The following is a 26,544-nucleotide window of genomic DNA, read 5'->3' as shown; positions in this document are numbered from 1 at the left end:
AGCTCACACGACAAAATATACCTGCTTACCCTTACGGAAAGTAGTATATAATTGCGCTTTACATTGTGTCCAATATATCGTATCGTATGGAATTCATAACGTAGAGCATATGGAAGGCGAGAAATAAGATGGAGCTTCTACAACTAAAGTATTTCCGGACCGTGGCCCGTCTGCAACATATGACCCGAGCGGCCGAGGAGTTGGGGATCGCGCAACCTGCGTTGAGTCAGACTATTGCTCGTCTGGAGGCTGAACTGGGCGTGCCTTTATTTGAGCGTACGGGCCGAGGAATCCGTTTAAATCACTATGGTAAAGCCTATATACAACATGTAGAGCGCATCTTCCTGGAGTTAGAGCAAGGCCAACGCGAACTGGCTAGTATTTCGGGTGGGACACAGGGACAGGTTGAGCTAGCATTAAGTGTAGCAACCCATCTGCTACCGGATATCCTGGGGACGTTTCGCCTGGAATATCCTTCTATCCGTTTTCGGCTCTCACAACATGATGTGACGACAATGGCACAACAGCTTCAAAGGGGGGCATATGATCTCTGCATTACCTCACCTCCCATTCAGCAAGCAGACATCGAGAGCATCGTCCTGCTGACGGAAGATATTCGCCTGGCGCTCCCCGCATGGCATCCACTGGCACATCGCTCGCAGATCGCGCTCCACGAGGTGGCGGACGAAGCTTTTATCTGCTTAAAACCCGAATACAGCCTGCGCCAGCTTACAGATAGTTTCTGCCAGCAAGCTGGTTTCCGTCCCCATATTGCCTTTGAAAGCGACGAGCCCTCCACGATCCGTGGCCTCATCAGTGCCGGACTAGGTATTAGTTTTGTCCCCGCGCTCTCCTGGTCTGGCTCGGTTGGCTCAGCGGTAATCGAGCTACCTATCAGCAATCCCGGGTGTCAACGCACCCTCGGTCTCTCCTGGTCCACGAAACACCTTCAGTCAGAGGCAGCCCGGCGCTTCCAGCACTTTGTTACTAACTACTTTGCTCGCCTCGCTACTCATCCGAACAATAAAGATGGCTGAGGACAAACGGTGTCCTTTAACCCCTACTCATCATGCTCCGGGCAACCAGCAATGGAATAATAACGATGCTGCAGCCAATGAGTAAGAACAATACGCCAATCCCACCAAAGATCACAGGCAGTAGCCAGAGCGCAAGAAAGTCCGAAATGCGCGCGTCACGCGGTTGATTGGCATGATAGCTAACGGACACCGTATCACCTGGATGATAGCTACTGGACGAAAAAGAAGAGGTAAAATGTACTTCCTCACCCGATTTCGTGGTAAAACTAACGACTGGGCTGCAAGCAGAAGAATTGATGTGATCACGCGCGTTCTCGCTACTATTAAAACTACTATCATCCCCTGAGTAATCGCATTGCACGATACGCCCGGTGGTTGAGACCGCACCAACCATAAAGGACTGGCTATTTAAGCCAAATACCAGCCCGATAATTCCAAATACTAGCCCGATAACAAACAGGATGAACGCCACCAAAAATGGGCTGCGCGCACGATAACGTCTCTGATAGCTAAACATAGCTCTCTACCTCTGCATTCTCCTGAAAACACAACTGTACACTACCTAAAGAGACGCTGGTCAATGCCCTTTTTGCACCATCAACTCGCTCTAATATTCTAGCAGCAGTGGAATCCGCTCTCCATTCCGCCCGCACAAATATTCCAGGTCATCAAGTGCCCGCTACTTAAATACGATTCCATAAATGCAGAGGCTATGATGTGTTCTCCTTACATCATCAACGCCCTCCGAGCATTGCTACTGCTCGTCTGTTACACCCTGGATCCTTTATTCGTGCAATTGACGCATCCTTTAATCGAAGGTTTCTCTACGACGAGCCGCGAATGGGGCGCTTTCATTGGATTGGCCTGTAGCATACATTGAGCCGCCATTACTGGCAGGAAGTGGTATAACGATGCTGGCCGTTATTCCAGCAATAGCGGAGACAAAAATCATTGCTCTATTTGATCTATAGACGGTTGCAGAGACTGTGGTCATTCTACATGTAAGGTACTTCTTGTGTATTTTTTCTGCTATAACTGAATTATCCTATGAAAACCACCATGTCCTTTACAAATCTAATACTAGACTTGCTAATAAAAAAGGCGTATAATCTTGTTGCTCCTGATGATAGGCAAAATTGCAATAGCGCATACGTTTTATTGTATAGCTAGCATCGAAGCATCAAAATTCATACGCTGTATAATTTTGTCGTTGGGAACGTCTTGGTCAGGAACCCCACGGCTAAAGCCGGGGGCTTGTGAAAGCAAGCCCACACCTGACCAGTCTCAGATTTGAAACAGAATCTCCGTTCGGGAAGAAACTAGGTACGGCAGGGTGCTTTCCAGCCCTGCCCGCTACGGTCCACCATTAAACAGGCGTACAGGGTTAAGCCAGTGTGGTGGACGAGAAACCTTCCGTGAACATTGACGAGGAAAACATTACCTGGGAAACCAGAGGCCCAATGAGGGCAAGGAGGCTATTGTTGTCAAACGTTTTTGTTGTTGATACGAACAAGAAACCGCTTGACCCGGTTCATCCGGGAGAGGCACGACGCTTGCTCTCACAAGGAAAAGCGGCTGTCTGGAGGAGGTTTCCGTTTACCATTATCCTCAAAAGCGAAGGAAGAACTTCAACGATTCAACCGCTCAGAATCAAACTTGATCCTGGCTCAAAAACGACAGGGATCGCGATTGTCAATGATGCTTCTGGCGAAGTCGTGTTTGCCGCAGAGCTTTCCCACCGAGGGCAAGCAATCAAAGCATCCCTCGATGATCGTCGTGCTGTTCGCCGTTCACGGCGTCAACGTAAGACGCGCTATCGAAAAGCGCGTTGGGCCAATCGCAAGCGGAAGCCAGGCTGGATGCCACCATCCCTGGAAAGCCGGATTGCGAACATTGTCACCTGGGTTAGCCGGTTCTCACGCTATGCGCCTATTCAGGCAATCAGTCAGGAGCTCGTAAAGTTTGATATGCAACTGATGGAGAATGCTGAGATATCCGGGGTGCACTATCAGCAAGGCACCCTTCAAGGATATGAAATCAGAGAATATTTGCTCGAAAAGTGGAACCGAACATGCTCCTATTGTGGCAAAAAAGATATTCCGTTGCAGATCGAGCATATTCATCCCCGTGCCAATGGGGGCACCAATCGAATAAGCAATCTCTGTTTGGCTTGTGAGAAGTGCAATAGTGCAAAAGACACACGCGATATCAAAGATTTTCTCAAGAAGAAGCCAGAAGTGCTTAAAAAGATACTCGCGCAGGCCAAGTCTCCTTTGAAAGATGCTGCGGTAGTCAACGTGACACGCTGGGCTCTTCACGAACACGTGAAAGCCACGGGGTTACCAGTTGAATGTGGGTCAGGCGGTTTGACGAAGTTCAATCGAACAACGCGCACCCTCCCAAAAACGCACTGGATAGATGCCGCCAACGTGGGCAGAAGTACCCCCGCTGACTTAATCATTAAGGGTGTCAAACCGTTGGTGATCAAAGCCACGGGAAACGGCAGGCGCAAAATGTGTGTGACGGACGCCTACGGGTTCCCGAAGCAGCATAAAGAGCGCAAGGGGTTCTCCATGGGGTACAGGACAGGCGATGTGGTCAGGGCCATCACCCCGAAGGGCACCTATCAGGGACGGATTGCTATTCGCCATCGTCCATCATTTCGCCTGGGCAAAATCGATGTTCACCCCAAATATATGCGCCGTCTCCATCGGGTGGACGGCTATGAGTATGTACACGAAAGGAGTGCGTCATGCTCCTCCCCATGGGTAAACCGAGGGGTACCCGCATCACGCGATTTTAAGGATGGTTCTCAGCACGGTATGTAAAAAAAGGAAGGATGTTGATGTTGGAAGAAGTGGAGAATACAGACACTCTGGCTTATCTAGATAGTATGGCGGACCTGCATGTGAAGCGTGGAATGTTTGCTGAAGCCAGACCATTCGCCAGACGGGCTCTGGCCTGCCGCCAGCAGGTAATGGGAGAGTCCCATCAGGCTACAGTACAGTGTATGAGTAAGCTTGCCTTTATCTCTATGCAGCTTGGCGACTTTGAGGAGGCTGAGGCACTCTATCTGCAGGTGATCAAGATTCTCGAACACGAGTCAGGACCACAGAGCGTTGAGATCGCGAATAACTTGAATAATCTGGCCGTGGCGACCACGAACCAGCGGCAATTTGCGCGCTCAGAGCAGCTTTACCACCAGGCCTTACAGATACAGGAACAGCTGCTGGGCAAAGATCATGAGGAGACGCTCCGCACCACAAGCAATCTGGCCGGCGTCTTGATCAGTATGAAAAAATATGCGGAGGCCGAACCGCTCTGCCTGCTCGCGCTAGAAAAGTGGGGCCCCCTCTTGAACTCCGAACCAACTATACTGGCTTCTTTGTATGTCCGCATGGCTTATGTCTATCAGCAGCAAAAAAAATATCAAAAGTCCAAATCCTATTATCTGCGCGGCTTAACCATCTGCAAAGAAATGCTGGGGGAAGATCATCCTCTCACACAATCAGTCGCGGATCAATACCGACACGCGCTAGAAGCAGACGAATAGGACCACGAGCAAGCACCACATCCCCGTGTCGATATGTATGTGGTGCTCTCTTATTATCCATTAAGGCCAAAAGCTTGTAATTTTCCAGCAATACAGCTAGAATATGTATATCATCTGATGTTGCTCTTGTAATGTGGTGTGGTGTATGCCTCGTCTTTTGTAGAACTTCTGTACGGTAAGTGGTGCGCTGATCTTTTTCCTCCCTTTGGGTCATATGCATTGACAGGAGTATTTTGTTCGGCTAAAATAGAACAAATGATCAAATTAGAACTTGCGTTCTAAAAAATAGCAAACAGCCACTTACCTGGAACGCTTTTACTTCGCAGGATAAAACAATACCGAGAGGCAACTTGTAAGCGAGAGGGGAATTCAAGCGATGCAGATTCTGGAATCTACCGATAAGATTGCACCAAGGAGTATCTTGCGCCATCGTCCCATTGAAGATACTCCTGCCATGCCCACATCAAACAAGTCAGCAGCCAGTTCAAAACTTTTTCCGTCTCCCGTATCACGTGCTTCTCGCTCGTCTGGCGACGCGCAGGAGATGGGAACAATGGTCGCTGAATGGCGACATGAGGATCAAAAAGTGGCAGCACCCTTAAAGGGACAGGAACACAAGGGGACTAAAAATCCGACACAGCGAATCTCTTATGGAGAGTTACAGCCACGTCGGGTGACACGGGTACGTGCGGTGCGTGTTCCCCATACTATCAGTCGCCCACATTCTGAGCGCTCGTTCTTGCTCTATCTGCTGTTTGGTATGACGGCGACTCTCCTGCTCTGGATGGTCTTGAGCACCCTCGGCGGCTGGTTTTCAGTCTGGCTCGATGACCTCCATTATGGCCGTCCCCGTACCTATCAGGTTGATGCCCGCGTTGGCCATAACGATCAGATGGGCAATGCCAGCCATTTTATCGCCTTGAACCTGCATCGACGCATCGAAGTAATTGAGCTTCCCGGCGCGGATACGACAAAGGCCCGGATCTTTATTGGCCCTGAATTCGCCAATGCCAGCAATGAGCTGGCCCCGGTAGAACTGCGTTTTGTGGATGTGAATAAGGATCAGAAGCTGGATATGGTGGTGCTCTATCAGCAGCAACGGCTCGTGTATATTAATGATCATCAGGATTTTCGTCTGGCTCAACCGTCTGAACAGACTGAGATTGCTCAGGCTTTGCGCCAGCTGGGTCTATAACATCGATAAAATCACTGATCTGTGTAAAGACTTCCTCGCGCTCAGGACCTGCGACGATCAGGTGATCAGATGTCTGCAGCCAGTAGATACGTTTTGGCTCGGCGGCACTCGTCCGACGATACAGATCGTTAGCGTTGCTCGGCTTGACGGTCTGGTCCTTGTGGCTCTGGATGATCAGTAGCGGTGTGGTGAGTTTTTTGAGCTGCCGCCGACTATGATCGGTCAACAGGAAAAGTTCGGCCAGCGCGGGAATGGGGAGTTTGACCATCTTTTTGATGCTGGCGACGGCCTGTGGATCAGAGAAATCAATGCTGGCATGGGGATCACGCAAATGGGCTTGCTGGAGAATCTCGGCCTGTACGCGGGGATTACTGAAATCCATGCGCTCAAGGGGATAATACCATTTCATGACATAGCGCAGAAGCGGAACCGCCCGGGCTGGCCAGCTATCATAAAAACTGGTTGGCGTCGAGAGCGCCACAACCCCTGCGATGCGATCGGGATGTTTGATACCAGCTAGCAGGGCCAGCACACCACCCATGGAGAGTCCAATCACAAAAAGCCGGGGATAGTGGGCCAGTTTCGTCAGTCCTTCTTCAACTGACGCCAGCCATTGTTTACGTCCAGACGCGATCAATTCGTCTGGATTACCACTATGCCCTGCCAGCGCCACTCCATAGACCCGCATCCCCTGTGCCGCCAGCACTTCACCCAATCCCAACATTTCAGCCGGCGAGCCACTAAACCCATGAATGAGCAAACATGCTCTGGACGCATCTTCTGGACCAAGCAGAAAAGCAGCGTTTTGGGATTGCATTGCCAGATATCTCCTATCATGCCATCTTACAAACCGAATTCATTTCCTTTTAGGATAGCATGATAGGAGGGAACACATCAAATGGTTTTAGCGACCTGTCGCATTACGCTGCACTTCCGGCTTTTTGTGAGCACGGCCAGCCGTGGCATCTAAAGCAGCCTGAGAGAGTACTGCACCCACCGAGAAACCAACACGTTTGCGGGCCGGAATCGTAATCTGATCACCACCACGAATGGATTTGACACGACGAGGGGCGACATCACGCAGGTTCCAGGTGCCAAAGCCCATCAAACGGACCTCATACCCTTTGGCAACCCCTTCGCGAACGACCTCGGTGAACGCATCAATGACTTTATTCGTCTCTTTCAGATTCATTCCAGCTTTAGCGGCAATCTGATGGATCAACTCATCTTTACCGACTACAACATGTTCTCTATCTGGTGAACTGGTTTTCATAATAATTGTTACTCCTCAAAAATTGGTTTTGCAGAGAAAATAGTGCCTCTGCTCATAACTCAATGCGCCTGTTGCATTGCGTCTATCGTTGAAGGCTTTCCCGCCTCAAACAGGACAGGAACCTTGCGCATTGGCAGGTCTGTAAACGCAATCAGAAATGCCGCTTGTTCCGCAAGTTGCTCGGCAACTCCTCTGATTGAATAGCACAGGGTTGTCTACCACTTTCACTATACAGAGTGTCACCAAATGCCAGGGGTCATTCTCGTTAAGGGCTTTTTTTGTGCTCCGTTATGCGGTGGAGGAACACAATTAAACCTCTCCTTTCACGTGCTGAAATGTTCTCCACATTTCATGGCGCTTCCATTGATTGCCGCTACAAAGCCTATGTAACAAACAAAAAAATTTCGGCTAACGTGGCATATGTGGCGCAAGCTGCGCGTAATGTGCTACTCTTAATGCTGAGTGCTCGCACCTGCCTGTCAACCAGTCATGAACACCGCTCTATCGTGACCAGTGACGCTCACACGATTAGTGAGCAACGGTAGAGCAGGCTGAGATGAGCATCAGGAACTATCCTGGTTACTCTTTATTGATCGGCAAGCAAGAGCCACTTGATGACCGGCAAAAATTTTGTCTTTCATGCATCACGGTAGCAAGAAAGGAAACATTATAATGAAAGTCGCATACATTTTTAGCTCATCCGGCCATACGGTCAGCTATAAGCTCGGCAAAATGATTCTCCCCCAGCTCGAAGAGAAACGCCATGGGGCCGAAGTGGTTGGTATGTTCTTTTTTGATGATAATACTTTCGCCCTGCGCAAAGGCGATCCCCTCGGCGAACGTCTCAGCAACATCGCCCGCGAGAATGGCATGCTCCTGATGCTCTGCGATCAGTGTGCCAACGAGCGTGGCCTGGCCAAATCCAATGGCAATGGTGGCTATGATCCTGTCGATACCGTCGAAGGGGTCCGCGTCGGCTGCTTCCCGGATCTCTATGCCGCCCTCGAAGGAAATCCTCCTGACCAGGTAATCACGCTCTAACCTTCCCTACCCGCTGTGGTCGATTGGCTCTCGCGGGGCGGGAGCCTCTCTTTTTTTGTGGTACAGTAACAGCTAGCAGAAGGAACATGACTATTCCATGCCAGACACACCAGCATTTACTATCGCAAAGGTTGAGTCCGACCAGGAACAACAAATTATCCTCCCCGGACTGATCTATTTACTCCAGGACACAGTTGATAACGGTGCCTCAGTCGGCTTTCTACCGCCCTTGAGCACTGAAGAGGCTCGCGACTATTGGACTCATGTGTTCCAGGATGTGGCCCAACATACCAGTATTCTGCTCATTGCCCATGAGGATAATCAAATCATCGGTTCGATCCAGTTAGGATTGGCGACCAAACCCAATGCCCTGCATCGGGCCGAAGTACAAAAACTCTTTGTGTTACAGAGCCAGCGCCGTCGCGGCATCGCCCGCGCACTGCTACAGGCCATCGAACAGATCGCCCTGGCAGAGGGGCGTACCCTGCTGGTCCTTGACACACGTCAGGGCGATGCCGCCGAACAACTCTATCGCGCCTCCGGGTACCACCAGGCCGGCATCGTCCCCGCCTATGCCCGTAACGCCGAAGGCACCCTTGACGCCACCGTCTTCTACTATAAAATCCTTCCTTAGTCGGAACACAGGAGACCCACATATTATGCCGTCTGAGAAATATGAACAGACAGAACTACGAGCGGACTGTGCGCATTGCTTTGCGCTGTGCTGTGTCGTGCCGGCCTTCTCGGCCTCGGTAGATTTTGCGATCAACAAACCCGCCGGACAGGCCTGTCCCAATCTGCAATCTGACTCTCGTTGCGGCATTCATATCCACCTCAGGCAGCGGGGCTTTCGCGGTTGCACGGTCTACGACTGCTTCGGCGCCGGTCAAAAGCTCTCCCAGGTCACCTTCCAGGGACACGACTGGCGACAGGATAAAAATACCGTAAAGCAGATCACCGCGGTATTCCCCATTATGCGGGACCTCCATGAGTTGCTCTGGTATCTGACTGAAGCACTGACACTCCAACCAGCACGCCCCATTCACCCGGAACTCAAGCTCGCCCTGGAGGAGACTCGACTCCTCTCCAATAGCAGTCCCACAACACTCCTGGAACTGGATGTGCCGGCACACCGACAGACCATCAATGTCCTGCTACTACGCGCAAGCGAACTCGTCCGCGCCGAAGTCCATCACAAGAAAAAAGATTATCGAGGGGCCGACCTCATCGGTGCCAAACTTCGAGGTTCCAACTTGCGCGGTGCTAACTTACGCGGCGCCTGTCTCATTGGCGCAGACCTCCGGGACGCCGATCTCAATATGGCTGATCTCATTGGAGCCGACTTCCGAGATGCCAACATCAAAGGGGCCGACCTCACCAGGAGCATCTTCCTCATCCAATCCCAACTGGATGCCGCCAAAGGCGACACCCATACAAAATTACCACCATCGCTCACTCGTCCACTTCATTGGTCACTTCTCTAGTTAATGAAACCAGGAGTGACCTGGATTAGACCGTGCGCTCACAGCAGAATGTGAACGCGCTCAATGCGCATCTTGCTTGAGATGGGTCTTGATGAAATCGAGGGTTTGCCTGATGATTTCGCGTGACCTCTCATTATCATCAAGGAAGTCGAAGCCATGCTGGCCGGTCGCATGGTTTACGGCCGCTATAGAAACATTCTGCTTGAACGCTTGCGCGACAAACGCGTCCAGGATACTGTTAAGCTCTGGCCGATCCTGTCCTGACCTGGCGATGAAGAGTGGTGGAATGCTCTGCGCATCGTTTTCCAGATAGCAGATGGGCGAGAGTTCTCGCAATGTTTCATCTGTGGTCGCGGCAGGCACGATCGGACGCAGGCCGCGTAGATCTAATAAGCCATAATAGGAAACAATGCCACGTATATATGAGGGCGCGTTCTTCAAAGCCGTACGCAGTCCAAAGGGAGCGCCAGCGGAGAAGGTCCAGAGACAGAGCGTATCTTTATCCACCTGTAAGGATTCTGCCTGCTGACGAACAAAGATGAGCAGATCATCAACATCGCTCGCGGCCTCTTCTAGCTTCTTCCAGCCATCAGTAGCACGATGGTTAAACGTAATCGCGATCAGACCCATGCTTGCCAACAATTGACCCAACGATACAAAGGCACCATGTTCCTTTGCATCTTTGAGCAGTTCCACCGGCCCATCGCCATGGACCAGGATCACTGCGGGATATTGTATCTGCTTTTGCACATCGGCTGGATAGTAGAGATCCATCTTCAGCTCTACGCCATCAAGCGCCTTATACGTAAGGTCCTTGCGTACGGTCACAGCATCCATACCGGGTAGCGTATAAACCACACGCTGTTGACCCATTTCGCGCAGATCAACCATAAAGCCAACTCCTTTTTGCTTTTTGAACATGGGAACAAAAATGTATGCTCACAATAAGCAATTATGCAAATATTTGCATAATTGCTTATTGTGAGCATACCATAATGGTAAAAAAGTTGTCAAGCTCGCTATACATGCATGTTACGCGAGTTGGAGTTGGTGCCAGACTAGCGCTGGGTGCTTCTCACCACTCGAAAGACTGGAAACGCCATGGCCACCTTTTCGAATTCCACCAATGGCGCATCCTTGTCCACAGGTATATGAGGCCGCGCGCCCGGTGCGATCTGCAAATAGGCCTTCAAGATGGGTGCGCGCTTATCTGCGGGCACCTCTTCCAATTGGACCTGCTGCCGGCCATGTCTATGCAACACCGCTCGCCCGCTAGCGTCACGTACGTTATGGACCCATTGCACATTCTCGCCAAGCATCGACACCAGATAGCGTTGTCCATCAACGGCAACTACCACTATCGGCAAAGAGATCGTTCGACCAGACGTACGCCCGGTCACTTCCAATGTCGTCATATAATCGGGCAAGATACCCCAGGAGAAAAAAACAGCCCACGCCCCATTGACCACCTTCGCGATCCCATTAGGACGCTGCCCACGATAGAGCCATCTATTAATATCGCCTCGCTTCATCTCAGCACCGGTCCTTTTCTTTTTTGCCACTTGCTCCGCATTTCCTTTATGATCCGTTCAAGAGCAGCATATCACTCAACGTTCACATCTAAAGCACAATGCTTAGTGCTGCCATCTCATACTCATCACAAAAGCACCGGTGGAGATCAAACATATTATTTAGCGTCGGCTGAGAATAGGATCGTGTTACCATCGGGGTCGTTGATCATGGCAAAGTACATACCGATTGAGCCTGCGACAAAAGGTGCACGAGAGCTCTCGTAACCGTAATCAACCATCATCTTATATTTCGCGTCGACTTCTGCACGATCATGTAAGTAGAATTCCAGAATAACGCGTGGACTGCCTTCTACAGCAACGCGTTCAGGAGCATTCAAAAAGAAGGTAATGTCACCAGTCATCTTGACCTCGACATGCTTTTGTCCGTCGCTTCCCTCGGGAATAGCCAGACCGAGCCGCCGATAGAACTCCAACGACTTCTCCATATCCTGAGCAACCAGACCAAGCATATACAGATTAAGGGCCATAATGGTTTTTCCTTTCGTATCATATTCCTATGGTTAGTAAAGTATCTGTACCCTATAATATGTTGAAAGAGGTAAGAAAACCTTGCAGATTCGTGCGCTTTTGTACTAAAGCTGCTCAGAATAGTGGTCTTTGTAGGAGGCAAATCATGGCCAAAGATAACAAACAATTACGTACCTTTGTCAAACGCTTCATCAATCCTGTTTTACGTTACCTTGCTCGGCTCTCACCCGGACCATTCGCGCTACTGCGCCATGTTGGCCGGAGTAGTGGCAAAACATATGAAATACCCATGATGGTCTGGCCTGTTAAGGATGGTTTTGTCATTGTGCTGACCTATGGTCCACATGTTGATTGGCTGCGTAATCTTCAAGCAGCCGGTCAAGGAAGTCTACGCTGGCACGGACGGGAATATACCTTCCAGAGGCCACAAGCTATCGATGCGCAAACTGCGTTGCCAGCCCTGCCGCCATTTATCAAGTTTGTTATGCAACGCCGTGGGGCAAAGGATTTTGTAAAGCTACCTGGCAACTAAGTTGCTCAACGGTTGAGCTCCTGGCGATATGTGCGTGGGGTAGTGCCAAGGTAGCGTTTGAAGGTACGGGTAAAATGGCTCTGGTTAGCGAATCCGCTTTCCAGGGCTACCTCGACCAATGGAATGTTCTTTTGCGCAAGTAGCTGCTGGGCCCGCTCAACACGCTGGCGCAACACAAATTGATGTGGACTTTCGCCGGTTGTCTGGCGAAAGATACGCGCAAAATAATAAGGACTAAATCCGGCCTGTGTCGCTAACTCTTCCAGTGTAAGCTCCTGACTCAGGCGCTCCTGTATAAAAGCTACCAGCCGGCGCATTTGCCGGGCGGTCAGTCGCTGATAGCTTTCTTCGCTTGGATGCAGTCTGATCTCACTATAGTGATGCAAAAGATGGACGGCCAGCATCTGGGCTGCGATCTGCGCATAGAGCTTGCCGGCTGGAGCCTGCTGCTCCAGTTCGCGCCACAGCGCCAGACCAATCTGCGCCAGCAAAGGATCCTGGAAACCCGAGCGACTCATCAACGCAGACGGCTGGATATCCTTATCCGTAACCTCTGCAGCGGTACGGCAAAAGAGTTCTTGACTAAGATGTAGATGCAGGGTCTGCATAGGCAGATCAGAGATCCCCTGCCAGCGCACTTCATGCGCCACATCCCGTCCAGCCGTCAGCAACATATCATTAGAGCGCATATACAACATCTTCCAGGCACCATTAAACGGCCGCTGCTCCATACGCATCGTGCCACCGGCAAACAACACCAGCGAAACATCCGACCGACCAGGAGCAATCCAGCCCTCCAACGCCAGCGGCTCATGAAAGGCCTCGGCCTTCAATCCCTCCCAACCCGCATCCTCACTCGAAAGATAGCGCAGCGGCACCAATACCGTCTCGCCTGCATATTGAGAATGGGTCACCTGCTCAAACATATTGATCCTTCAACTTCTAACGCCGCAAACAACACTTCAACTCTATCCAGCATATCATATCAACCACGTTACCATTGAAGTAGGAAGATGTGTCGAAAAGACCATAAATTCACCACATTGACACAGAAAATTGTGTCAATGTGGTGAACAAGTGCGTCAACACCTTGTTTCTGGTCCCAAAGTTGAGTATGCTCTCAATAGAGATGTGAGTATTCAGTTTGAAAGCCACACGGTTAAATTGTGGGCTATTTACTTAAATTCATGATAACTCATCCAGGGCGATATCAACGCGATGAGAGCGGAAAGTGGCGTTGTCGGATGCCGAAGGGGCGTCACCATCGATTGGAGGTTCGTCTTGACTGTCTTGGAGTGCTTTCTGCCTTCACCCCCCCTTTCGGCATATGTTGAGACTTTCGGTTTCTACAAAGGGGACGCCCCATTGCACACCTGGGAACGCTGCCTTCCCGATGGCCAGGTGGCCCTGGTGATCAATCTGGGCCATGAAACTCTTCGGGTTTCCAACGCACGCGCTTCCGACCAGTTTCAGAGCTTTCATGGCGGCGTGCTCCACGGTGCCTTTTCGCAATTTTCTGTCATTGATACGACCACTCTGGTAACGACCATGAGCGTCTGCTTCAAGCCAGGCGGCGCGCGCCCGTTTCTGCCAATGCCTGCCACCGAATTGACCAACCAGGTCGTTGATCTTTCTACGCTCTGGGGACCGTCCGCCGTCAGCCTGCGCGAGCAATTGCAGACGGCCCAGACGCCCGAAACCATGGTGCGAATCCTCGAACGTTTTCTCCTAGCGCACGGAGCCATGGAGCGGACGCCGCATCCTGCGGTCCCATTCGCTCTGGCCTCGTTTCAGTCCGGGGAAGAGCGGCGTTCCATCTCGGAGGTGACAGCACAACTTGGCGTGAGTCCTAAGCGCTTCATCCATTTGTTCGAGGAAGCTGTTGGACTTACACCGAAAGTGTTTTGCCGCCTGCTTCGCTTTCAGGAAGGGCTCCAGCGGATCACCAGAGGGCAACCCGTCCGGTGGGCAGACCTTGCGCTGGAATGCTGGCTATTTTGACCAGGCCCATTTCATTCACGACTTTCAGGCATTTGCTGGGCTCACTCCCAACGCCTATCTGGCACAGCGAGGTGAGCACCACAATCATATTCCTCTTCCCTGACCCGGGACAAATTTTTACAAGACAAGTTACTTTCCTTGCGCTAGCATAAGAGTCATGCTCTTGGCCCGATGCTTCTCGTAGAGATCAAGACCGTCTCCCGTACCATTCCAAATCGGGTCGCAGCGCGTGTTCGTGAGTAATCAAGAAACCAATGAGGAGGAACAAGAGATGACAGGTGACCAAACACCAGTGGCAAGTGCCAATCTCAGCGAGCTGAGCGATCTCTGCACGCCCTGGTGCATTCATGTGGTGGCGACCTTGCGGATCGCCGACCACATCGAGGCTTCCACCACCAATATCAAGACCCTTGCTGAGAAGGCAGAGTGCAACGATGAAAGTGAAGAGTTCCTCTTTCATCATTGCTCAAAATTTGACACACATCCTATCCTCGCCATTTCCTTCTTCTGACGCATATCTCCCCTTTTTAGCGAATTTATATGTCAAGTGACAAGATGCAAGTATTTTTTTTGTCGTGACATGCAATGTCTCGCTAGAGAAGTCAGAAGGATTACGCATATTGCAAGCTTGCTCGTCTTAAAGTCGTCGTTGGCACGCCAGCCAAAAGAGCCTTTCGGTGCCCAGTGGACCAGCAGGCGCGTTCCCCCAGCGTGAGGGTGATTTTCCAGAACTAGTAACAATTTATTGCTTCTTTACAGTACATAGTACGGAAAGCAGCAAGATTCAAGAAGTTTTTTAAGCTGCTGTATGTTATCATAGGCAAGCGGATCTGAATCAATCAACCTATTTGTCCACGTAATGGAATAAAATCTGCCAGAGATACAATTATAGTCTTATAGGATCGTCACTATGGCGATCTTGTTTTGCGATGATCAAAACAATCTTACATGCAACTACCTTCCTTGTAATGCTTTATGCACAGAAGAAATGGAATTTCTATATATGACGACCTCGGACCAGACAGAGTTACATGTATCAGCAGAACGAACACAGATGGAGGAGATAGCGACCAGTCCTCCACCCTCACAGCAGAAACGGGTCACGCGGGCCCTGGCCTTTCTACCGGCCAGTCTGGCTCTGATTATGACTGGCTTCGGCATCATTGTTCCAGTCTTTCCACAGCGCCTGGAGGCTCTCGGCCTGGGTGCGGGCACACTGGCCTTGATGGAAGGGGCCTTTGGACTGGGTACGTTCCTGTTCAGTACCCCTATGGGTGTACTTGCCAACCGCTACGGTCGTAAACCGATCGTGCTCTTCGCGCTGTTCGGCTTTATCCTTTCTAATCTGCTGCTAGCATATGTCAATACGGCACCGCTCTTCATTATTATTCGCTTCCTGGAGGGCACGTTTGTGGCGGGCTTTATGCCGGCCTCAATGGCCATGGTCGGTGATGCGGTTCCACTGGATAAACAGGGTCGCTGGATCGGCTTTATGACCACGGCTCAGGCTGGCGGTCTGGCCCTGGGACCGGCAATCGGCGGCGTGCTCTATCAATCCTGGGGCTTTAGAAGTCCCTTCTTGCTCTCGGCAGGTTGTGCCTTGATCGCGGCCCTGTTGGCCCTGGTCTTGCTGCCCGAAACATTACCGGAGCAGGTACGCCTGGAGGAAGTGGAACGTCGAGCAAATAAGCGCAACGGTATCAAGAAAGTGGATGTCAATGCACCCAGACTTAGCCGCCTGGCCTTACTCTTTGCGCCACTATTGCTCCTCGACCTGGGCACCATGTTCGTCTATCCATTTTCGCTGCCCCAGTATCCTTTCTTTTTCAAGGATACACTCCACTATAGTCCAGCCCAATATGGCTTGATTATCAGCGCCTATGGTCTGAGTGTGGCACTCTTCCCATTCTTCCTGGGACGCCTCAGCGATAAAGGTTCAAAAAGACTCCTTGTCACGATTGGTTGTCTGTTTGCCGCAGCCCTCAACCTTGGCATGCTCTTCTTACATCAATATGCGCTCCTGATCGTAGCGGCCGCCATCACAGGTATTGGTAGTGCGCTCCTGATGCCGGCGCTCGGCACCGTCTACCTGAGTGCGACCAGCGACCATAATCGCTCCCAGATCATGGGCATACGCAGTACAGCCATCTCGCTGGCACTGCTCATTGCGCCACTGTCTCAGGCAGCCATCGCCCCCTGGGTGACACCGCAGATCACCTTTGCCATTGCCGGGGGTCTCTCGATCGCCATGGCCGTTTTCGCCATCTACGCCATCAGTGCCGTCCGCCCAAAAGCCCCCCAGGACGAAACCACCCCGGCCAACAATACCGCCTTATAAAACAACAACGAGAGCATGTATAAGAAAATTGTAATCCTTATACATGCTCTCGTTGTTTACGTCTCCGTATATAATCTTCTACCAGCCAACCCTGCTCTGGCCACCCCCGATAGGGTAACATGCATTTTTTTGCCAGCGATTCTTTTCCACATCACGTCCACGTAGTTACGACCTTCAACGGTCGTTTGCCACCCGCCGCAGCGTGGTGGCCCAGTCTCCCCGCGCTCCGGTTCCTCCTGGTCTGGCTCCTTGCCTCATGCGGTGCCCAAATGAAACCTTCCCATGGAAGCACAGTGCAGGCCCCCAGATGCATGGCCCCCTTCCCAATAGAATGGGGACCAACCAACAATTTCTGTGCTATGATACACATATCACACACTAGAAAGTAGCAAGGAATTAAATGGATTATACAGTCACGGTCACACTTGAGCCACAGGAAGGTTTTATAGATTTTCTCCACCAACAGATCAAGGAATACAATAATCAGCGCTCCCCTCAGCATAAAGCGGCGCGAGAGGAAGGTGCAGTCAAACAGATCAATGCCATAGTGCTCGATGCCGATAAACTCTGGATCGGTGGCATCACGGCAGAGGTCTATTGGAACTGGCTGGAGATCAATGATTTCTGGCTCTCCGAGGAGTTGCGTGGTCATGGCCTGGGCAGTTCCCTGCTGGCACAGGTTGAACAGCTCGGCCGTGAAAATGGCGCGCAAAAGGTCTTGCTCACCACCTTTGATTTCCAGGCCAAAACCTTCTATGAGCGCTACGATTATAAGGTGGTTGGCGTCGTCGAAGATTATCCTCCTGGCGTCAACTACTATACCATGGTCAAGCTACTTGAGGCTTAGGATACAGCTATTTTTGACTATAGGAATATATGTATGTCCGATCCTAAACATATTATTTCAGCGGCTGCAATTGTACTAAACGAGGACAATGAGATCCTGTTGATCAAGGGGCCGCGCAGAGGCTGGGAGATGCCTGGCGGCCAGGTTGAGGAGGGTGAGTCACTGTCGGATGCCGCCAGGCGTGAGGTCAAAGAGGAGACGGGCATCGATGTGGAGATTCTCAGCTTTTGTGGCATCTATCAAAATCTGACCAGCAGCGTCTGCAATACGCTCTGGCTGGCCCGTCCGATCGGTGGCGTCTGTACCACCAGTAGCGAGAGCCTGGAAGTCGGCTATTATCCTCTGGAGCAGGCTCTCACCATGGTTACCTGGCATACCTTCAAAGAAAGGATTCTCCATTGCCTGGATAAGAGTAGCCATCCTTTCTTTGTGGCATTTTGAACTGGCCGTGTCTATTGACAACATGGTATATGCCAACTCAGCCAGCCAAAAAATGCTTAAGATGTTTTTATTGTTTGCTTGATACCCAGCACCGCGTTAGCATAGTGCTCAAGCTGCTCTATGCTGGCGGGCTGGTTGCGATAGCCGATATAGCCATCGGGTCGGATGATATAGAGGGTAGGATGCTCGGCACCAAAGCGACGATGCAAGATACCATATTGATCAAGCACAATAGCGTCCTGATATGTCTCGCTGACAAGCTTCCTCAGCTGGGTCTGTACCTGTTCATTGGTGACAAACAGGTATGGCTGTAACCACTGATCGTGGCGTTGCACCAGCTGCTCTAACAGGTGGGCTGCCTGCTGCTGATCTTGCTCATGGGCATCGATGCCAACAAAGAGCAGGGCGCTATGCTGTACGCCACGCGTCAGATCATAGAGCCGCCGCGTACTATCAACACCATAACGAATATCGGGCAGTCGATCTCCTGGCGTGATACCAGTCAGCGCACGTACGTTTCTGCCCTCAACCTGCCAATCTTGCGCGACGAATGGACTCTGCCGATAATTGTGCGCAAATCCAGATAGCACCGCAGAGACCTGCTGATTATAAAAAGGCCGCAAGAATGGGAGGAGATAAAAGCCGTTCAGGATCGTGTTGCGCACCTGCTGCACTACCTCATACTGCTGGCTCAGAACCCTTGTGAAAACTTTAGCACCGCGTAACACATTCTGTGCGATTGGCTCACGCTCCAGGCTATAAGAATCCAGCAGATGTTCAGAGGCCTGGTTGTGGATGACCAGGGCCAGTTTCCAGGCGAGGTTGAAGGCGTCCTGGATGCCGGTATTCATGCCCTGTCCACTGGCAGGACTGTGTACGTGGGCGGCATCTCCAACCACAAAGCTGCGGCCCGCACGCATATTGGGGACATGGCGCTGCTGGATGGTGAAGATGGAGAGCCAGAGTGGTTCCGGAATGATGACGGGCTCATCTGCATAGACACTGTTGATGATGCGGGCAAATTGCGCGGAAACACTCGCTGGATCGGTCTGTTCTTCAACATGGGTCGTGAGTAAGCGCCAACGCTTGCCTTCTGGAAATGGATAGGCCATGACGGTGGCGTCAGCGCCAAAGAAGCCATAGACACTATCTTTAGGCAGGGACCAATCAAGCTCGACATCAATGATTAACCAGGTTTCATCACTGCTCCCATTAAATGGCAGGTGCAATTGCTTGCGAATCAGGCTATGACCACCATCACAACCAATCAGCCAGCGTGCCTGTATCTGCTGCGTACTCTCTTCTGCGGATTGGATGGTGGCGCTTACCCCTTCAGTATCCTGCTGAAAGTCGACCAGCCGGGTACCCCACTCTACAGCGACACCATGCGTATATAACTTTGTTCTTAAGACTTCCTCGACATGAACCTGTGAACAGAAAACAGGATAGGCAAAGGGTGTCTCAAATGCACGGGACTCAAATGAGACCTGGGTCAGGTGCCGCTTCCGGGCATAGACGTTCAGAAAGTGGACCGGCTGGGTCTCAGGTATAATTTTGTCAACCATCCCCATAGTTTCAAAGACTTCAAGAGTTCTGTTAAAAACACCCAGTGCCCGCGAGGTCTCGCTGGGAGCCAGCTTCTGGTCGAGGATACGACAGCTGAGTCCGTGCCGTTGCACCTCATGAGCCATCGTCAGCCCGACGGGACCAGCACCGATGATCAAGACATCAACGTCATAATTTTGCGTATTCATGAAAGTTTTATCCTTTCAGGGATATTCCTGGCTATGCATTTAAATTAAAACGATCGTTTAAAACAACTGTATGAATCATAACGTTTGTATGCTATAATTGTCAAGGCTGATAAACACAAGCATTGTCAAAGAAATGGAAGGTCTGCAGGATGCCAACAACGACACAGGCGACCAGAGAGAGTATTCTGGATGCGGCTGAACAACTTTTCGCGGAGAAGGGATTTGAGGCTACGTCGCTCCGCCATATCACAACGGCGGCCTGTGTAAATCTGGCGGCGGTCAACTATCATTTTGGCTCAAAATCTGAGCTGCTCCAAACGATGCTGCAGCGTTTAATCGCGCCGGTCAAAATCCAGGAGGTTGAGGCGCTGGAGGCTTTGTTGGACCATACACCACAACCGACCCTGGAAGAGATTCTGGGAGCCTTTATTCTGCCACTGGTCAATTATTTATATAGCGATGATCCACGTGTACGTATACGTGCCCAGGTATTTGCACGCGCTATTGTTGATCCTAATGAGGAGATTCAACGTATAATTTTGGCCGAAGTGCAGTCTATCAATGCCAGCTACAGCGCTATCTTGGGACGTGTCTTGCCCACACTACCAGAAGCTGAGCTGCAATGGCGCTTCATCAGTCTCTTTGGTATCTGTATCACCCATGTGGTCGGCGTCCTCTCCCGCCTCGTTCCAGACCATCTACGCACCACAACCAAAGAGCTCGAATATCAGCGCATCCTCACCTTCATGATCGCCGGCTTTCAAGCTCCTCCCCCTGAAAAATTTTAAATTCTTGAAAAATCCTATGTGCCTATTGACATGGAGTACACTCCAGGTTGTATAGTTCGGGCATGGAAATAGATTTATCGATTCAACAGGTTGCTGAACTGACCGGCCTTTCCATTGATACCTTGCGCTACTATGAACGCATCGGCCTGATTGAGCCGGTGCAGCGGGCAGCAAGCGGACATCGCCGCTATAAGCAAGCGGATCTTGAATGGATTGGCTTGCTTATCAACTTGCGGGCAACAGGAATGCCTATCTCGCAGATGATCGACTTCGCAAAACTGCATCATCAGGGTCCGCTAACAGCCATCGAACGCCTGCACTTGCTTGAGCAGCATCAGCATGCTCTGGCACAGCAAATGCAGAAGTTGCAACAACACGGAACCCAGTTACAGCAGAAGATTGCGCGAAAAAAAGCGGTCCTGGCACAGCAAGGCATCACAGCTCACACACCTGATCAGAGTGAAGCGAAGCAAGAAGAGACTGACCCGGAAAACATAAACGAGGAGCAAAGGAGTAGATTCATGCAGCGAAATGAGCAACGCGTCGCACTGGTAACAGGAGCATCCTCTGGGATTGGAGAGGCTACGGCGCTGGCATTGGCGGCGCAGGGGATACGTGTCGCGGTCGCGGCGCGCCGTACAGAGCGCCTTGAGTCGCTGGTTGCACGTATCCAGCAAGCGGGTGGAGAAGCGCTGGCTTTGAGCCTGGATGTAACGGATGAACAACAGGTGCAGACAATGGTTCGACATTTACAGGAACGGTGGGGCCGACTCGATATCCTGGTGAATAGCGCCGGCTTGATGTTGCTGGGGCCGATCGCTGGAGCAGATACGGAGGATTGGAGGCGGATGATCTCTACCAATGTGCTTGGACTCTTGTATGCGACGCATGCGGCCCTACCGCTGATGCAGGCGCAAGGAGGCGGCCATATTGTCAATATCTCTTCCCTGGCTGGCCGTATCGCACGCGCCGGTAGCGGCGTCTATAATGCTACCAAATGGGGCGTGGGGGCTCTTTCTGAAGCCTTGCGGCAAGAGTGTGTGCACGACCATATTCGCGTCACCGTTATTGAGCCCGGCATAGTGGAGACCGATCTGGCCTCTCATATCACTAATAGCGCCGCTCGTGAGAATGCGCTACGGCGTAAACAAAATATTACGCCCTTGCAGAGCAACGACATCGCCAATGCCATTGTCTATGCAGTCATGCAGCCGCTACATGTCAACGTCAACGAAATCCTGCTCGTCCCGAGCGAACAGGGAGGCTAAGCCAGACGATGAAAACAGTCTATAATAGCATTGCCGGACAAAGCCTGGACCGGCTGGCGGCGCTATCCGATGGCATCTTTGCGGTCGCCATGACCTTGCTCGTCATCGATCTCCATACACCCGCCGCCGAGGTGGCCGCCAGGTTTACCACGCCATTGCTCTGGACCAATCAGGGACTAAACAAGGAGCTTGCCTTATTACATGCGCTGGGAGCATTGCTACCGCATTTTCTCCCCTATGTGATGAGCTTTCTCACGCTCGGCATCTTTTGGGTGGGCCAGCAAACACAATTCAACTACTTTGTGACCAGCAATCGTCATCTCACCTGGATCCATCTCGCCTTCTTGCTCGCTGTTTCACTGATGCCGTTCTCAACAGGATTATTAGCCGAATTTATCACCTACCGCATTGCGCTGGGCCTCTACTGGCTCCATCTACTCGTGCTCGGCTGTATCCTGTTTATCAGCTGGCGCTATGCCTATCGAGCCGGACTACTGAAAGACGAGGTCAGCCACGAGATACGCGCCGCCGCTCAGCGGCGCATCGTCTATTACCAGATACTTTATGCGGCCGCCATGCTGTTTTTCCTCATTAATACCTATATCAGCATCATCCTGATCATCTTAATGCAACTCAACTCCGCCCTCGCGCCACGCATTGGTCGCCTCAATCAGGTGTGATAGGGCGGCGAGTACGATCAATATGCCAGTAGCTAAAACAATACTTCCCCCGGCATTTCCTTAAAGATGCCACAGACAAGTACTGGTGGCACCAGGCATTGTCTACAGTGCCACCAGTACTCGCCTTATTCTCCGGTCACGTCGCCAGCTAATTGCTGAAAGAGTGGCTGCCATGCAAGCGGTGGCGTTCCTGGCTCATTATAGATCTCAAATGTCTTGCCCTGTGCTTCAGGAACCAGTAAGGATTGCACACAGACCTCTGCCACATCCTCGCGACTGATCTGTCCATCCCCTGTATCCCCTTGCTCAAAGCGGATCGCTGCTCGACTGGCTGGCTCATTGGTTAGCCAACTGGGGCGCACAATTGTATAGGGGACATTACTTGTACGGACTGCTTGCTCTGCCTGGCCGCGCCAATGGATGATGTTACGCATCTCTGGAAAACGTTCGGGCCGCGCAATGTAAATCTGGGTTACCAGCACGATATGGGCCTGCTGTTCGGCTGCCGCCGCCAGTACATGGCGTGTCCCCTGGAAGTGGACTCGTTCGGGACTATTGGGGGCGGCATCGGAGGTGGATGACTCAACAATAATCACACAGCCTGCGACACCGTGCATCGCGGCCGCCACGCTGGCTGGCTGGGTGATATCTCCTGCGACAACTTCGACCTGTGGATCAAATTGTTCGCGAGCAGCATGGATATTACGTGCCAGTACACGTGCCGCATAGCCATGCTGCAAAAGTTTTTGCACAATATGGCGGCCGGTGTTGCCGGTCCCGCCAATAACAAGAATGGATTGGGCCATGTTATGCTCTCTGCTCCTTTGATCTTCTTACCAGGGTACTGGCTGCTTGTCGCGGAAAAATCCTCCGGTTGGTCCATTGTTTGGTAGCGTTGCTGCCCACACAATGCCAGCAGCTCCTTCTTGTACGGGACGTCCGCCCGCTCCGCCCATATCTGTCGCCACCCAACCGGGACAAATGGCATTGACAAGAATACCGCTTCCGGCCAGTTCGGCAGCCAGGATACGAGTCAACGCATTAAGTGACGCTTTCGAGACACTATAGGCTGGTGTCCCACCACCCATACTTGCCAGCGAGCCGCCTTCACTGGATACATTGACGATACGGCCATTATTGCTCTGCCGCAATAATGGTAAAAATGTCTGGCACATACGCCACGCTCCAAACAGATTGGTTTCTAAGGCGGTATGAACCGTAGCTAAATCAGCTGTAATACCATTTTCCCAGGTATCATATAAAATACCTGCATTATTCACTAATACGTCCAGCCGACCAAAGTTGGCCGTTACCTCTTTTAACAACTGATCGATACTGTGCTGATCAGCGACATCAAGTTGATAGGGAAATATCGATCCTTTGTCGTGCGTGAGCGACCGGGCGGCCGCTTCTCCCCTGGCAAGGTCGCGTGACCCTAAAATCACGCGCATACCTCGCCGGGCCAGCTGATGCACCACCTCAAGGCCAATACCACGATTAGCACCTGTAACCACCGCGACGAATGACTCTTCTGCCATATCTTTTCCTTCTGAATTACAGAAGCATCTCTCTCATATGCTCCACTTACTTTGTGGATACGGATGTCGCCAACCGTTTCGCTAAAGCTCCTGCTTGCTTGTTATTGAAACGATCATTTTCGGGCAAATCAAATGGGATCTCCCAGACCTCAGCCATCTTGCCATCCTTCATCTGTATATAGAGCACATAACGCAGGTCAAGCTGGTTGTCGGGTCCAGTATAGAAATCACGGTGAACAGAGAGTGCACAGTGTTCGTTGGCGGTAACCTCAAGGAGTTCAAAGCCGCCTTTGCCATCTCGCAGTGTCATGGCAACCGCACGGATGCCGTTCAGGATGCCATCGACGCCTTGCCAATCGCCCGCAATGGGACTGCTTCCAGGGAAATGCCATACGAGGTCTTCATGCACAAGTTCACCCATGCGTGCAGCATCAGCCACCCCGAAGGCGGCAAAAAAATCGCGCACAACCTGTGCATTTGGATGTTCTTTCCACGTCGCTTGCTTTTCCTGTTGCATAGAGCTTCTCCTTCTTTGTATGTAGGGATATTTTTCTCACTACTCAGTGTAGCTTCACATATAATACCTGGGAAAGAGATAGTGGCTCTATCGGATTCGTGCTAATACTATCGAAAACGTGCGCTCCTTCACCCTCTCTGGCGATAGGTGCGTGGCGTTGTCCCTGTATAGCGTTTGAATGCCTGGGTGAAATGGCTTTGATGAGGAAAACCAACTTCTAGAGCAATGTGGGAAAGTGGCGTATCGGTCTCTTTGAGGAGGCGCCGAGCGGCCTCAAGGCGTTGGTGTAGGACAAATTGATGCGGACTCTCTCCGGTTGTCTGGCGAAAAAGACGCGTAAAATGATAGGGGCTGAAGCCTACCTGCCGGGCCAGAATTTCCAGCGAGAGGTCCTGGTTAAGGTGAGCAAGCATAAAGTCAGTTAAGCGTTTCATCTGCTGCGAGGATAGTTTCCTATCAGCTTCACGAATGGAGACATTGGTCGTTGTATAGTAGCGCAATAGGTGCGTAACCAGCATCTGTGCCGCTGTTTCAGCATAAAGTTTGCCCACGGAATCAGAGGCTGGCTGTTGGAGTTCTCGCGTCAAACTCAGGCCCAGGTGCGCAAGGAGGGGATCTTGAAATCCTGTTTGCTCTTGCAGGATTATTTTTGCAGGATCGCGGTCCACTGTTTGCTGCATGATTTGGAAGAAAAGATCAGCATTGATATGCAGGTGAAGCGTGGTAAGTGGAGCCGGGGAGAGGCTTTTCCAACGCAGGACATAAGGCTTACCGTCTGCTGGGGTCAAAAACCAATCGCCTTCATGCATTACATATGTCATCCACGGACCATCTAGCGTCCGTTCCTCGATCTGCACATCTCCACTTGTAATCAGCACCAGATAAATATCAGGGCCACCAGGGAAAGGCGTTTCATCTAAATCGACTGGCTCGTGAAAGGTACGCACCATTACATATCTCCATCCTTTATCCCGGCTGGAAAGAATAGGTGCTGTGGGCAAATAGTTCTCAAAATCCGGTGTTGATATCGAATGAGGAAAAGTATTCCTCATTTTAGGATTCGTTCTGATCACTGATAGATATTCTCCAACGCACTGTTACTATAGTAATATCTCTCTATCAATAGAAACCACGCGCCTCTCTCAATAATTTCCAGTGCATGCGTTCAAGCTGCGTAGTTCTTGGAGAGTACGACCCACACGTGCCTGTGGGCCGTACTCTCCAAGAGCATAGCAAACTATGTTCAGGCTCTATCGTTTATGGCACCCGGCTCAATGGTGGCAACTGGCCTGTGAGAATACGTTGGCGGATCGCATGTCGATAAAGGACAGTCAGAATGACAAGGCCAAGCACACCAATGATCACGGCTGCCAATGGGATATCGACACCGGAGACATCGATCACAAAGGGGAAGAGGAAGAGCGGGAAGCCATCCCAGAGCGCGTGAAGCACGGAAACAAACAGGTAGGTCAAAATGACTGGCAGGCTAATATGAAAACGCACTCGACTCCGCTGGCTGAATAAGACTGCGCCGAGGATGGCGGTCCAGGTCCCATGGCCAAAAGGCGCCAGTAAGCCACGCAGGATGGTCGAGAAGAGCGAAGCCGTAATATGTCCCTGGGTGGTCAGAAACGCGCTAAAGGCATAACCGGTACTTTCAAAGGCGGCAAAGCCCATCCCTACGGCCGCGCCCAACAACAAGCCATCGATCTGGGTACGTGGCTGCATACGTCTGGCCAGGATGATTACGGCCAGGAACTTACAGCCCTCCTCGATGAGTCCGACTAACAACGCGGTTGAAAATGCCAGACCCTGATCGGGAGAAGTCGGGCGGGGCAGCAAGATTGATTCAAGGATTGAGGCCCCAAGAATCCCGAGAATGCCGCCAATGCCAAAACTACGCCCGATCGTCTCAGGACTCAAGGAGCTCAGGTGCTGGTGGTCATATAAAAACACGACAAAGACTATAGGAATAAGGAAGTTGCCGATAATAATTACAGTGGGATACAGATTGGGGTTTCCTGTAAAAATCAACACGGCTGCCGTGGCCACAAAGAGTACAATTCCAAGCAGGAATGTCGATAAACAACCTCGCCGACCACGTGTTATATAATAGCCAGATTGAGGCGTAGCTATATTTTTATCCATGTATGCATATCCTCCATACGCTTTAGCAGCTGAAAGCATTTTACTCACG

Annotated in this window: 29 protein-coding genes and 1 pseudogene; 16 read left to right on the top strand and 14 right to left on the bottom strand. The window is 51.3% G+C overall.

Annotated elements, in window-relative coordinates:
- The first annotated feature begins 128 nt into the window (after positions 1–128).
- Entirely contained in the window at positions 129–1,037 is a 909-nt protein-coding gene (locus EL633_RS21845) for a LysR family transcriptional regulator (RefSeq protein WP_126629232.1), read from the top strand.
- Positions 1,038–1,053: 16 nt separating this feature from the next.
- Here EL633_RS21845 and EL633_RS21840 read toward each other — a convergent pair whose 3' ends face one another.
- Complete coding sequence (locus EL633_RS21840; RefSeq protein ID WP_126629231.1) at positions 1,054–1,554, bottom strand: DUF3592 domain-containing protein; 501 nt, start codon at positions 1,552–1,554, stop codon at positions 1,054–1,056.
- Between the two features lie 291 nt (positions 1,555–1,845).
- Positions 1,846–2,031 (bottom strand): hypothetical protein, encoded by a 186-nt coding sequence (locus EL633_RS21835; protein ID WP_126629230.1) that lies wholly within the window; start codon positions 2,029–2,031, stop codon positions 1,846–1,848.
- 487 nt (positions 2,032–2,518) lie between these two features.
- Here EL633_RS21835 and iscB point away from each other — a divergent pair.
- The 3 genes and pseudogenes from iscB (at position 2,519) to EL633_RS21820 (ending at position 5,785) form a co-directional block, all read left to right on the top strand.
- Positions 2,519–3,809 (top strand): annotated as a pseudogene (iscB, locus tag EL633_RS21830) (RNA-guided endonuclease IscB).
- A gap of 73 nt (positions 3,810–3,882) precedes the next feature.
- On the top strand, positions 3,883–4,590 hold the full coding sequence (locus EL633_RS21825) for a tetratricopeptide repeat protein (protein WP_161982320.1): 708 nt from the start codon (positions 3,883–3,885) through the stop codon (positions 4,588–4,590).
- A gap of 376 nt (positions 4,591–4,966) precedes the next feature.
- Positions 4,967–5,785 carry a hypothetical protein gene (locus EL633_RS21820; protein ID WP_126629227.1) on the top strand — a complete coding sequence of 273 codons (819 nt, stop codon included), beginning with the start codon at positions 4,967–4,969 and terminating at the stop codon, positions 5,783–5,785.
- Here EL633_RS21820 and EL633_RS21815 read toward each other — a convergent pair.
- Both EL633_RS21815 and EL633_RS21810 read right to left on the bottom strand, forming a co-directional pair.
- On the bottom strand, positions 5,703–6,602 hold the full coding sequence (locus EL633_RS21815) for an alpha/beta hydrolase (RefSeq protein WP_126629226.1): 900 nt from the start codon (positions 6,600–6,602) through the stop codon (positions 5,703–5,705). The genes EL633_RS21820 and EL633_RS21815 overlap by 83 nt on opposite strands.
- An 87-nt stretch (positions 6,603–6,689) precedes the next feature.
- Entirely contained in the window at positions 6,690–7,058 is a 369-nt protein-coding gene (locus EL633_RS21810) for an HU family DNA-binding protein (RefSeq protein WP_126629225.1), read from the bottom strand.
- A 672-nt stretch (positions 7,059–7,730) separates the two neighbouring features.
- On the opposite strand from EL633_RS21810, the gene EL633_RS21805 reads away from it, so the two are divergent.
- The 3 genes from EL633_RS21805 to EL633_RS21795 all read left to right on the top strand — a co-directional run bounded on the left by EL633_RS21805 (position 7,731) and on the right by EL633_RS21795 (position 9,583).
- On the top strand, positions 7,731–8,099 hold the full coding sequence (locus tag EL633_RS21805; protein WP_126629224.1) for a SaoD/DsrE family protein: 369 nt from the start codon (positions 7,731–7,733) through the stop codon (positions 8,097–8,099).
- Positions 8,100–8,196: 97 nt separating this feature from the next.
- A complete protein-coding gene (locus tag EL633_RS21800; protein WP_126629223.1) occupies positions 8,197–8,733 on the top strand; it encodes a GNAT family N-acetyltransferase in 537 nt (178 codons plus the stop codon).
- A 25-nt stretch (positions 8,734–8,758) separates the two neighbouring features.
- Positions 8,759–9,583 carry a pentapeptide repeat-containing protein gene (locus tag EL633_RS21795; protein WP_126629222.1) on the top strand — a complete coding sequence of 275 codons (825 nt, stop codon included), beginning with the start codon at positions 8,759–8,761 and terminating at the stop codon, positions 9,581–9,583.
- Positions 9,584–9,643: 60 nt separating this feature from the next.
- Here EL633_RS21795 and EL633_RS21790 read toward each other — a convergent pair whose 3' ends face one another.
- From EL633_RS21790 to EL633_RS21780, 3 genes are all read right to left on the bottom strand, one after another.
- On the bottom strand, positions 9,644–10,474 hold the full coding sequence (locus EL633_RS21790; protein WP_126629221.1) for an alpha/beta hydrolase: 831 nt from the start codon (positions 10,472–10,474) through the stop codon (positions 9,644–9,646).
- A 167-nt stretch (positions 10,475–10,641) separates the two neighbouring features.
- Positions 10,642–11,145: a nitroreductase/quinone reductase family protein gene (locus EL633_RS21785; RefSeq protein ID WP_218027534.1), complete on the bottom strand. Its 504-nt coding sequence runs from the start codon at positions 11,143–11,145 to the stop codon at positions 10,642–10,644.
- A 125-nt stretch (positions 11,146–11,270) separates the two neighbouring features.
- Complete coding sequence (locus EL633_RS21780) at positions 11,271–11,642, bottom strand: VOC family protein (protein WP_126629220.1); 372 nt, start codon at positions 11,640–11,642, stop codon at positions 11,271–11,273.
- A 146-nt stretch (positions 11,643–11,788) separates the two neighbouring features.
- Between EL633_RS21780 and EL633_RS21775 the strand changes: the two genes are divergently transcribed.
- On the top strand, positions 11,789–12,175 hold the full coding sequence (locus EL633_RS21775) for a nitroreductase family deazaflavin-dependent oxidoreductase (RefSeq protein ID WP_161982319.1): 387 nt from the start codon (positions 11,789–11,791) through the stop codon (positions 12,173–12,175).
- A 5-nt stretch (positions 12,176–12,180) separates the two neighbouring features.
- On the opposite strand, the gene EL633_RS21770 is transcribed toward EL633_RS21775, so the two are convergent.
- On the bottom strand, positions 12,181–13,101 hold the full coding sequence (locus tag EL633_RS21770) for an AraC family transcriptional regulator (RefSeq protein ID WP_126629218.1): 921 nt from the start codon (positions 13,099–13,101) through the stop codon (positions 12,181–12,183).
- A gap of 292 nt (positions 13,102–13,393) precedes the next feature.
- On the opposite strand from EL633_RS21770, the gene EL633_RS21765 reads away from it, so the two are divergent.
- The 5 genes from EL633_RS21765 (at position 13,394) to EL633_RS21745 (ending at position 17,802) form a co-directional block, all read left to right on the top strand.
- On the top strand, positions 13,394–14,176 hold the full coding sequence (locus tag EL633_RS21765) for a DUF6597 domain-containing transcriptional factor (protein ID WP_307720620.1): 783 nt from the start codon (positions 13,394–13,396) through the stop codon (positions 14,174–14,176).
- A gap of 271 nt (positions 14,177–14,447) precedes the next feature.
- Positions 14,448–14,687 carry a hypothetical protein gene (locus EL633_RS21760; RefSeq protein ID WP_174845172.1) on the top strand — a complete coding sequence of 80 codons (240 nt, stop codon included), beginning with the start codon at positions 14,448–14,450 and terminating at the stop codon, positions 14,685–14,687.
- Between the two features lie 492 nt (positions 14,688–15,179).
- Complete coding sequence (locus EL633_RS21755; RefSeq protein ID WP_161982318.1) at positions 15,180–16,514, top strand: MFS transporter; 1,335 nt, start codon at positions 15,180–15,182, stop codon at positions 16,512–16,514.
- Between the two features lie 400 nt (positions 16,515–16,914).
- A complete protein-coding gene (locus EL633_RS21750) occupies positions 16,915–17,361 on the top strand; it encodes a GNAT family N-acetyltransferase (protein ID WP_126629215.1) in 447 nt (148 codons plus the stop codon).
- 33 nt (positions 17,362–17,394) lie between these two features.
- Positions 17,395–17,802, top strand: coding sequence for an NUDIX hydrolase (locus tag EL633_RS21745; protein WP_126629214.1), 408 nt, complete (start codon positions 17,395–17,397; stop codon positions 17,800–17,802).
- Between the two features lie 56 nt (positions 17,803–17,858).
- Here the strand turns inward: EL633_RS21745 and EL633_RS21740 are convergent, their stop codons facing one another.
- Positions 17,859–19,556, bottom strand: coding sequence for an FAD-dependent monooxygenase (locus EL633_RS21740; RefSeq protein WP_126629213.1), 1,698 nt, complete (start codon positions 19,554–19,556; stop codon positions 17,859–17,861).
- A 149-nt stretch (positions 19,557–19,705) separates the two neighbouring features.
- On the opposite strand from EL633_RS21740, the gene EL633_RS21735 reads away from it, so the two are divergent.
- The 3 genes from EL633_RS21735 to EL633_RS21725 all read left to right on the top strand — a co-directional run bounded on the left by EL633_RS21735 (position 19,706) and on the right by EL633_RS21725 (position 22,292).
- Positions 19,706–20,344 (top strand): TetR/AcrR family transcriptional regulator, encoded by a 639-nt coding sequence (locus tag EL633_RS21735; protein WP_126629212.1) that lies wholly within the window; start codon positions 19,706–19,708, stop codon positions 20,342–20,344.
- Positions 20,345–20,406: 62 nt separating this feature from the next.
- Positions 20,407–21,612 (top strand): SDR family NAD(P)-dependent oxidoreductase, encoded by a 1,206-nt coding sequence (locus EL633_RS37565; RefSeq protein ID WP_126629211.1) that lies wholly within the window; start codon positions 20,407–20,409, stop codon positions 21,610–21,612.
- Positions 21,613–21,620: 8 nt separating this feature from the next.
- Complete coding sequence (locus EL633_RS21725; RefSeq protein ID WP_126629210.1) at positions 21,621–22,292, top strand: TMEM175 family protein; 672 nt, start codon at positions 21,621–21,623, stop codon at positions 22,290–22,292.
- Between the two features lie 125 nt (positions 22,293–22,417).
- Here EL633_RS21725 and EL633_RS21720 read toward each other — a convergent pair whose 3' ends face one another.
- From EL633_RS21720 to EL633_RS21700, 5 genes are all read right to left on the bottom strand, one after another.
- A complete protein-coding gene (locus EL633_RS21720; RefSeq protein WP_126629209.1) occupies positions 22,418–23,098 on the bottom strand; it encodes an SDR family oxidoreductase in 681 nt (226 codons plus the stop codon).
- Between the two features lie 27 nt (positions 23,099–23,125).
- Positions 23,126–23,830, bottom strand: coding sequence for an SDR family oxidoreductase (locus EL633_RS21715; RefSeq protein WP_126629208.1), 705 nt, complete (start codon positions 23,828–23,830; stop codon positions 23,126–23,128).
- A gap of 46 nt (positions 23,831–23,876) precedes the next feature.
- Entirely contained in the window at positions 23,877–24,347 is a 471-nt protein-coding gene (locus EL633_RS21710) for a nuclear transport factor 2 family protein (RefSeq protein ID WP_126629207.1), read from the bottom strand.
- Between the two features lie 128 nt (positions 24,348–24,475).
- Positions 24,476–25,297 (bottom strand): helix-turn-helix domain-containing protein, encoded by an 822-nt coding sequence (locus tag EL633_RS21705; RefSeq protein ID WP_161982317.1) that lies wholly within the window; start codon positions 25,295–25,297, stop codon positions 24,476–24,478.
- A 307-nt stretch (positions 25,298–25,604) separates the two neighbouring features.
- The gene (locus tag EL633_RS21700) at positions 25,605–26,495 is read right to left on the bottom strand and encodes a PrsW family intramembrane metalloprotease (RefSeq protein ID WP_161982316.1); all 891 of its coding nucleotides are present in this window, start codon (positions 26,493–26,495) and stop codon (positions 25,605–25,607) included.
- Positions 26,496–26,544 lie beyond the last annotated feature (49 nt).

This window comes from Dictyobacter alpinus, from assembly GCF_003967575.1.
GTDB classification, from domain to species: domain Bacteria; phylum Chloroflexota; class Ktedonobacteria; order Ktedonobacterales; family Ktedonobacteraceae; genus Dictyobacter; species Dictyobacter alpinus.
Note: the sequence above shows the minus strand (reverse complement) of the source record. Positions and strands in the feature narration are given on the sequence as shown.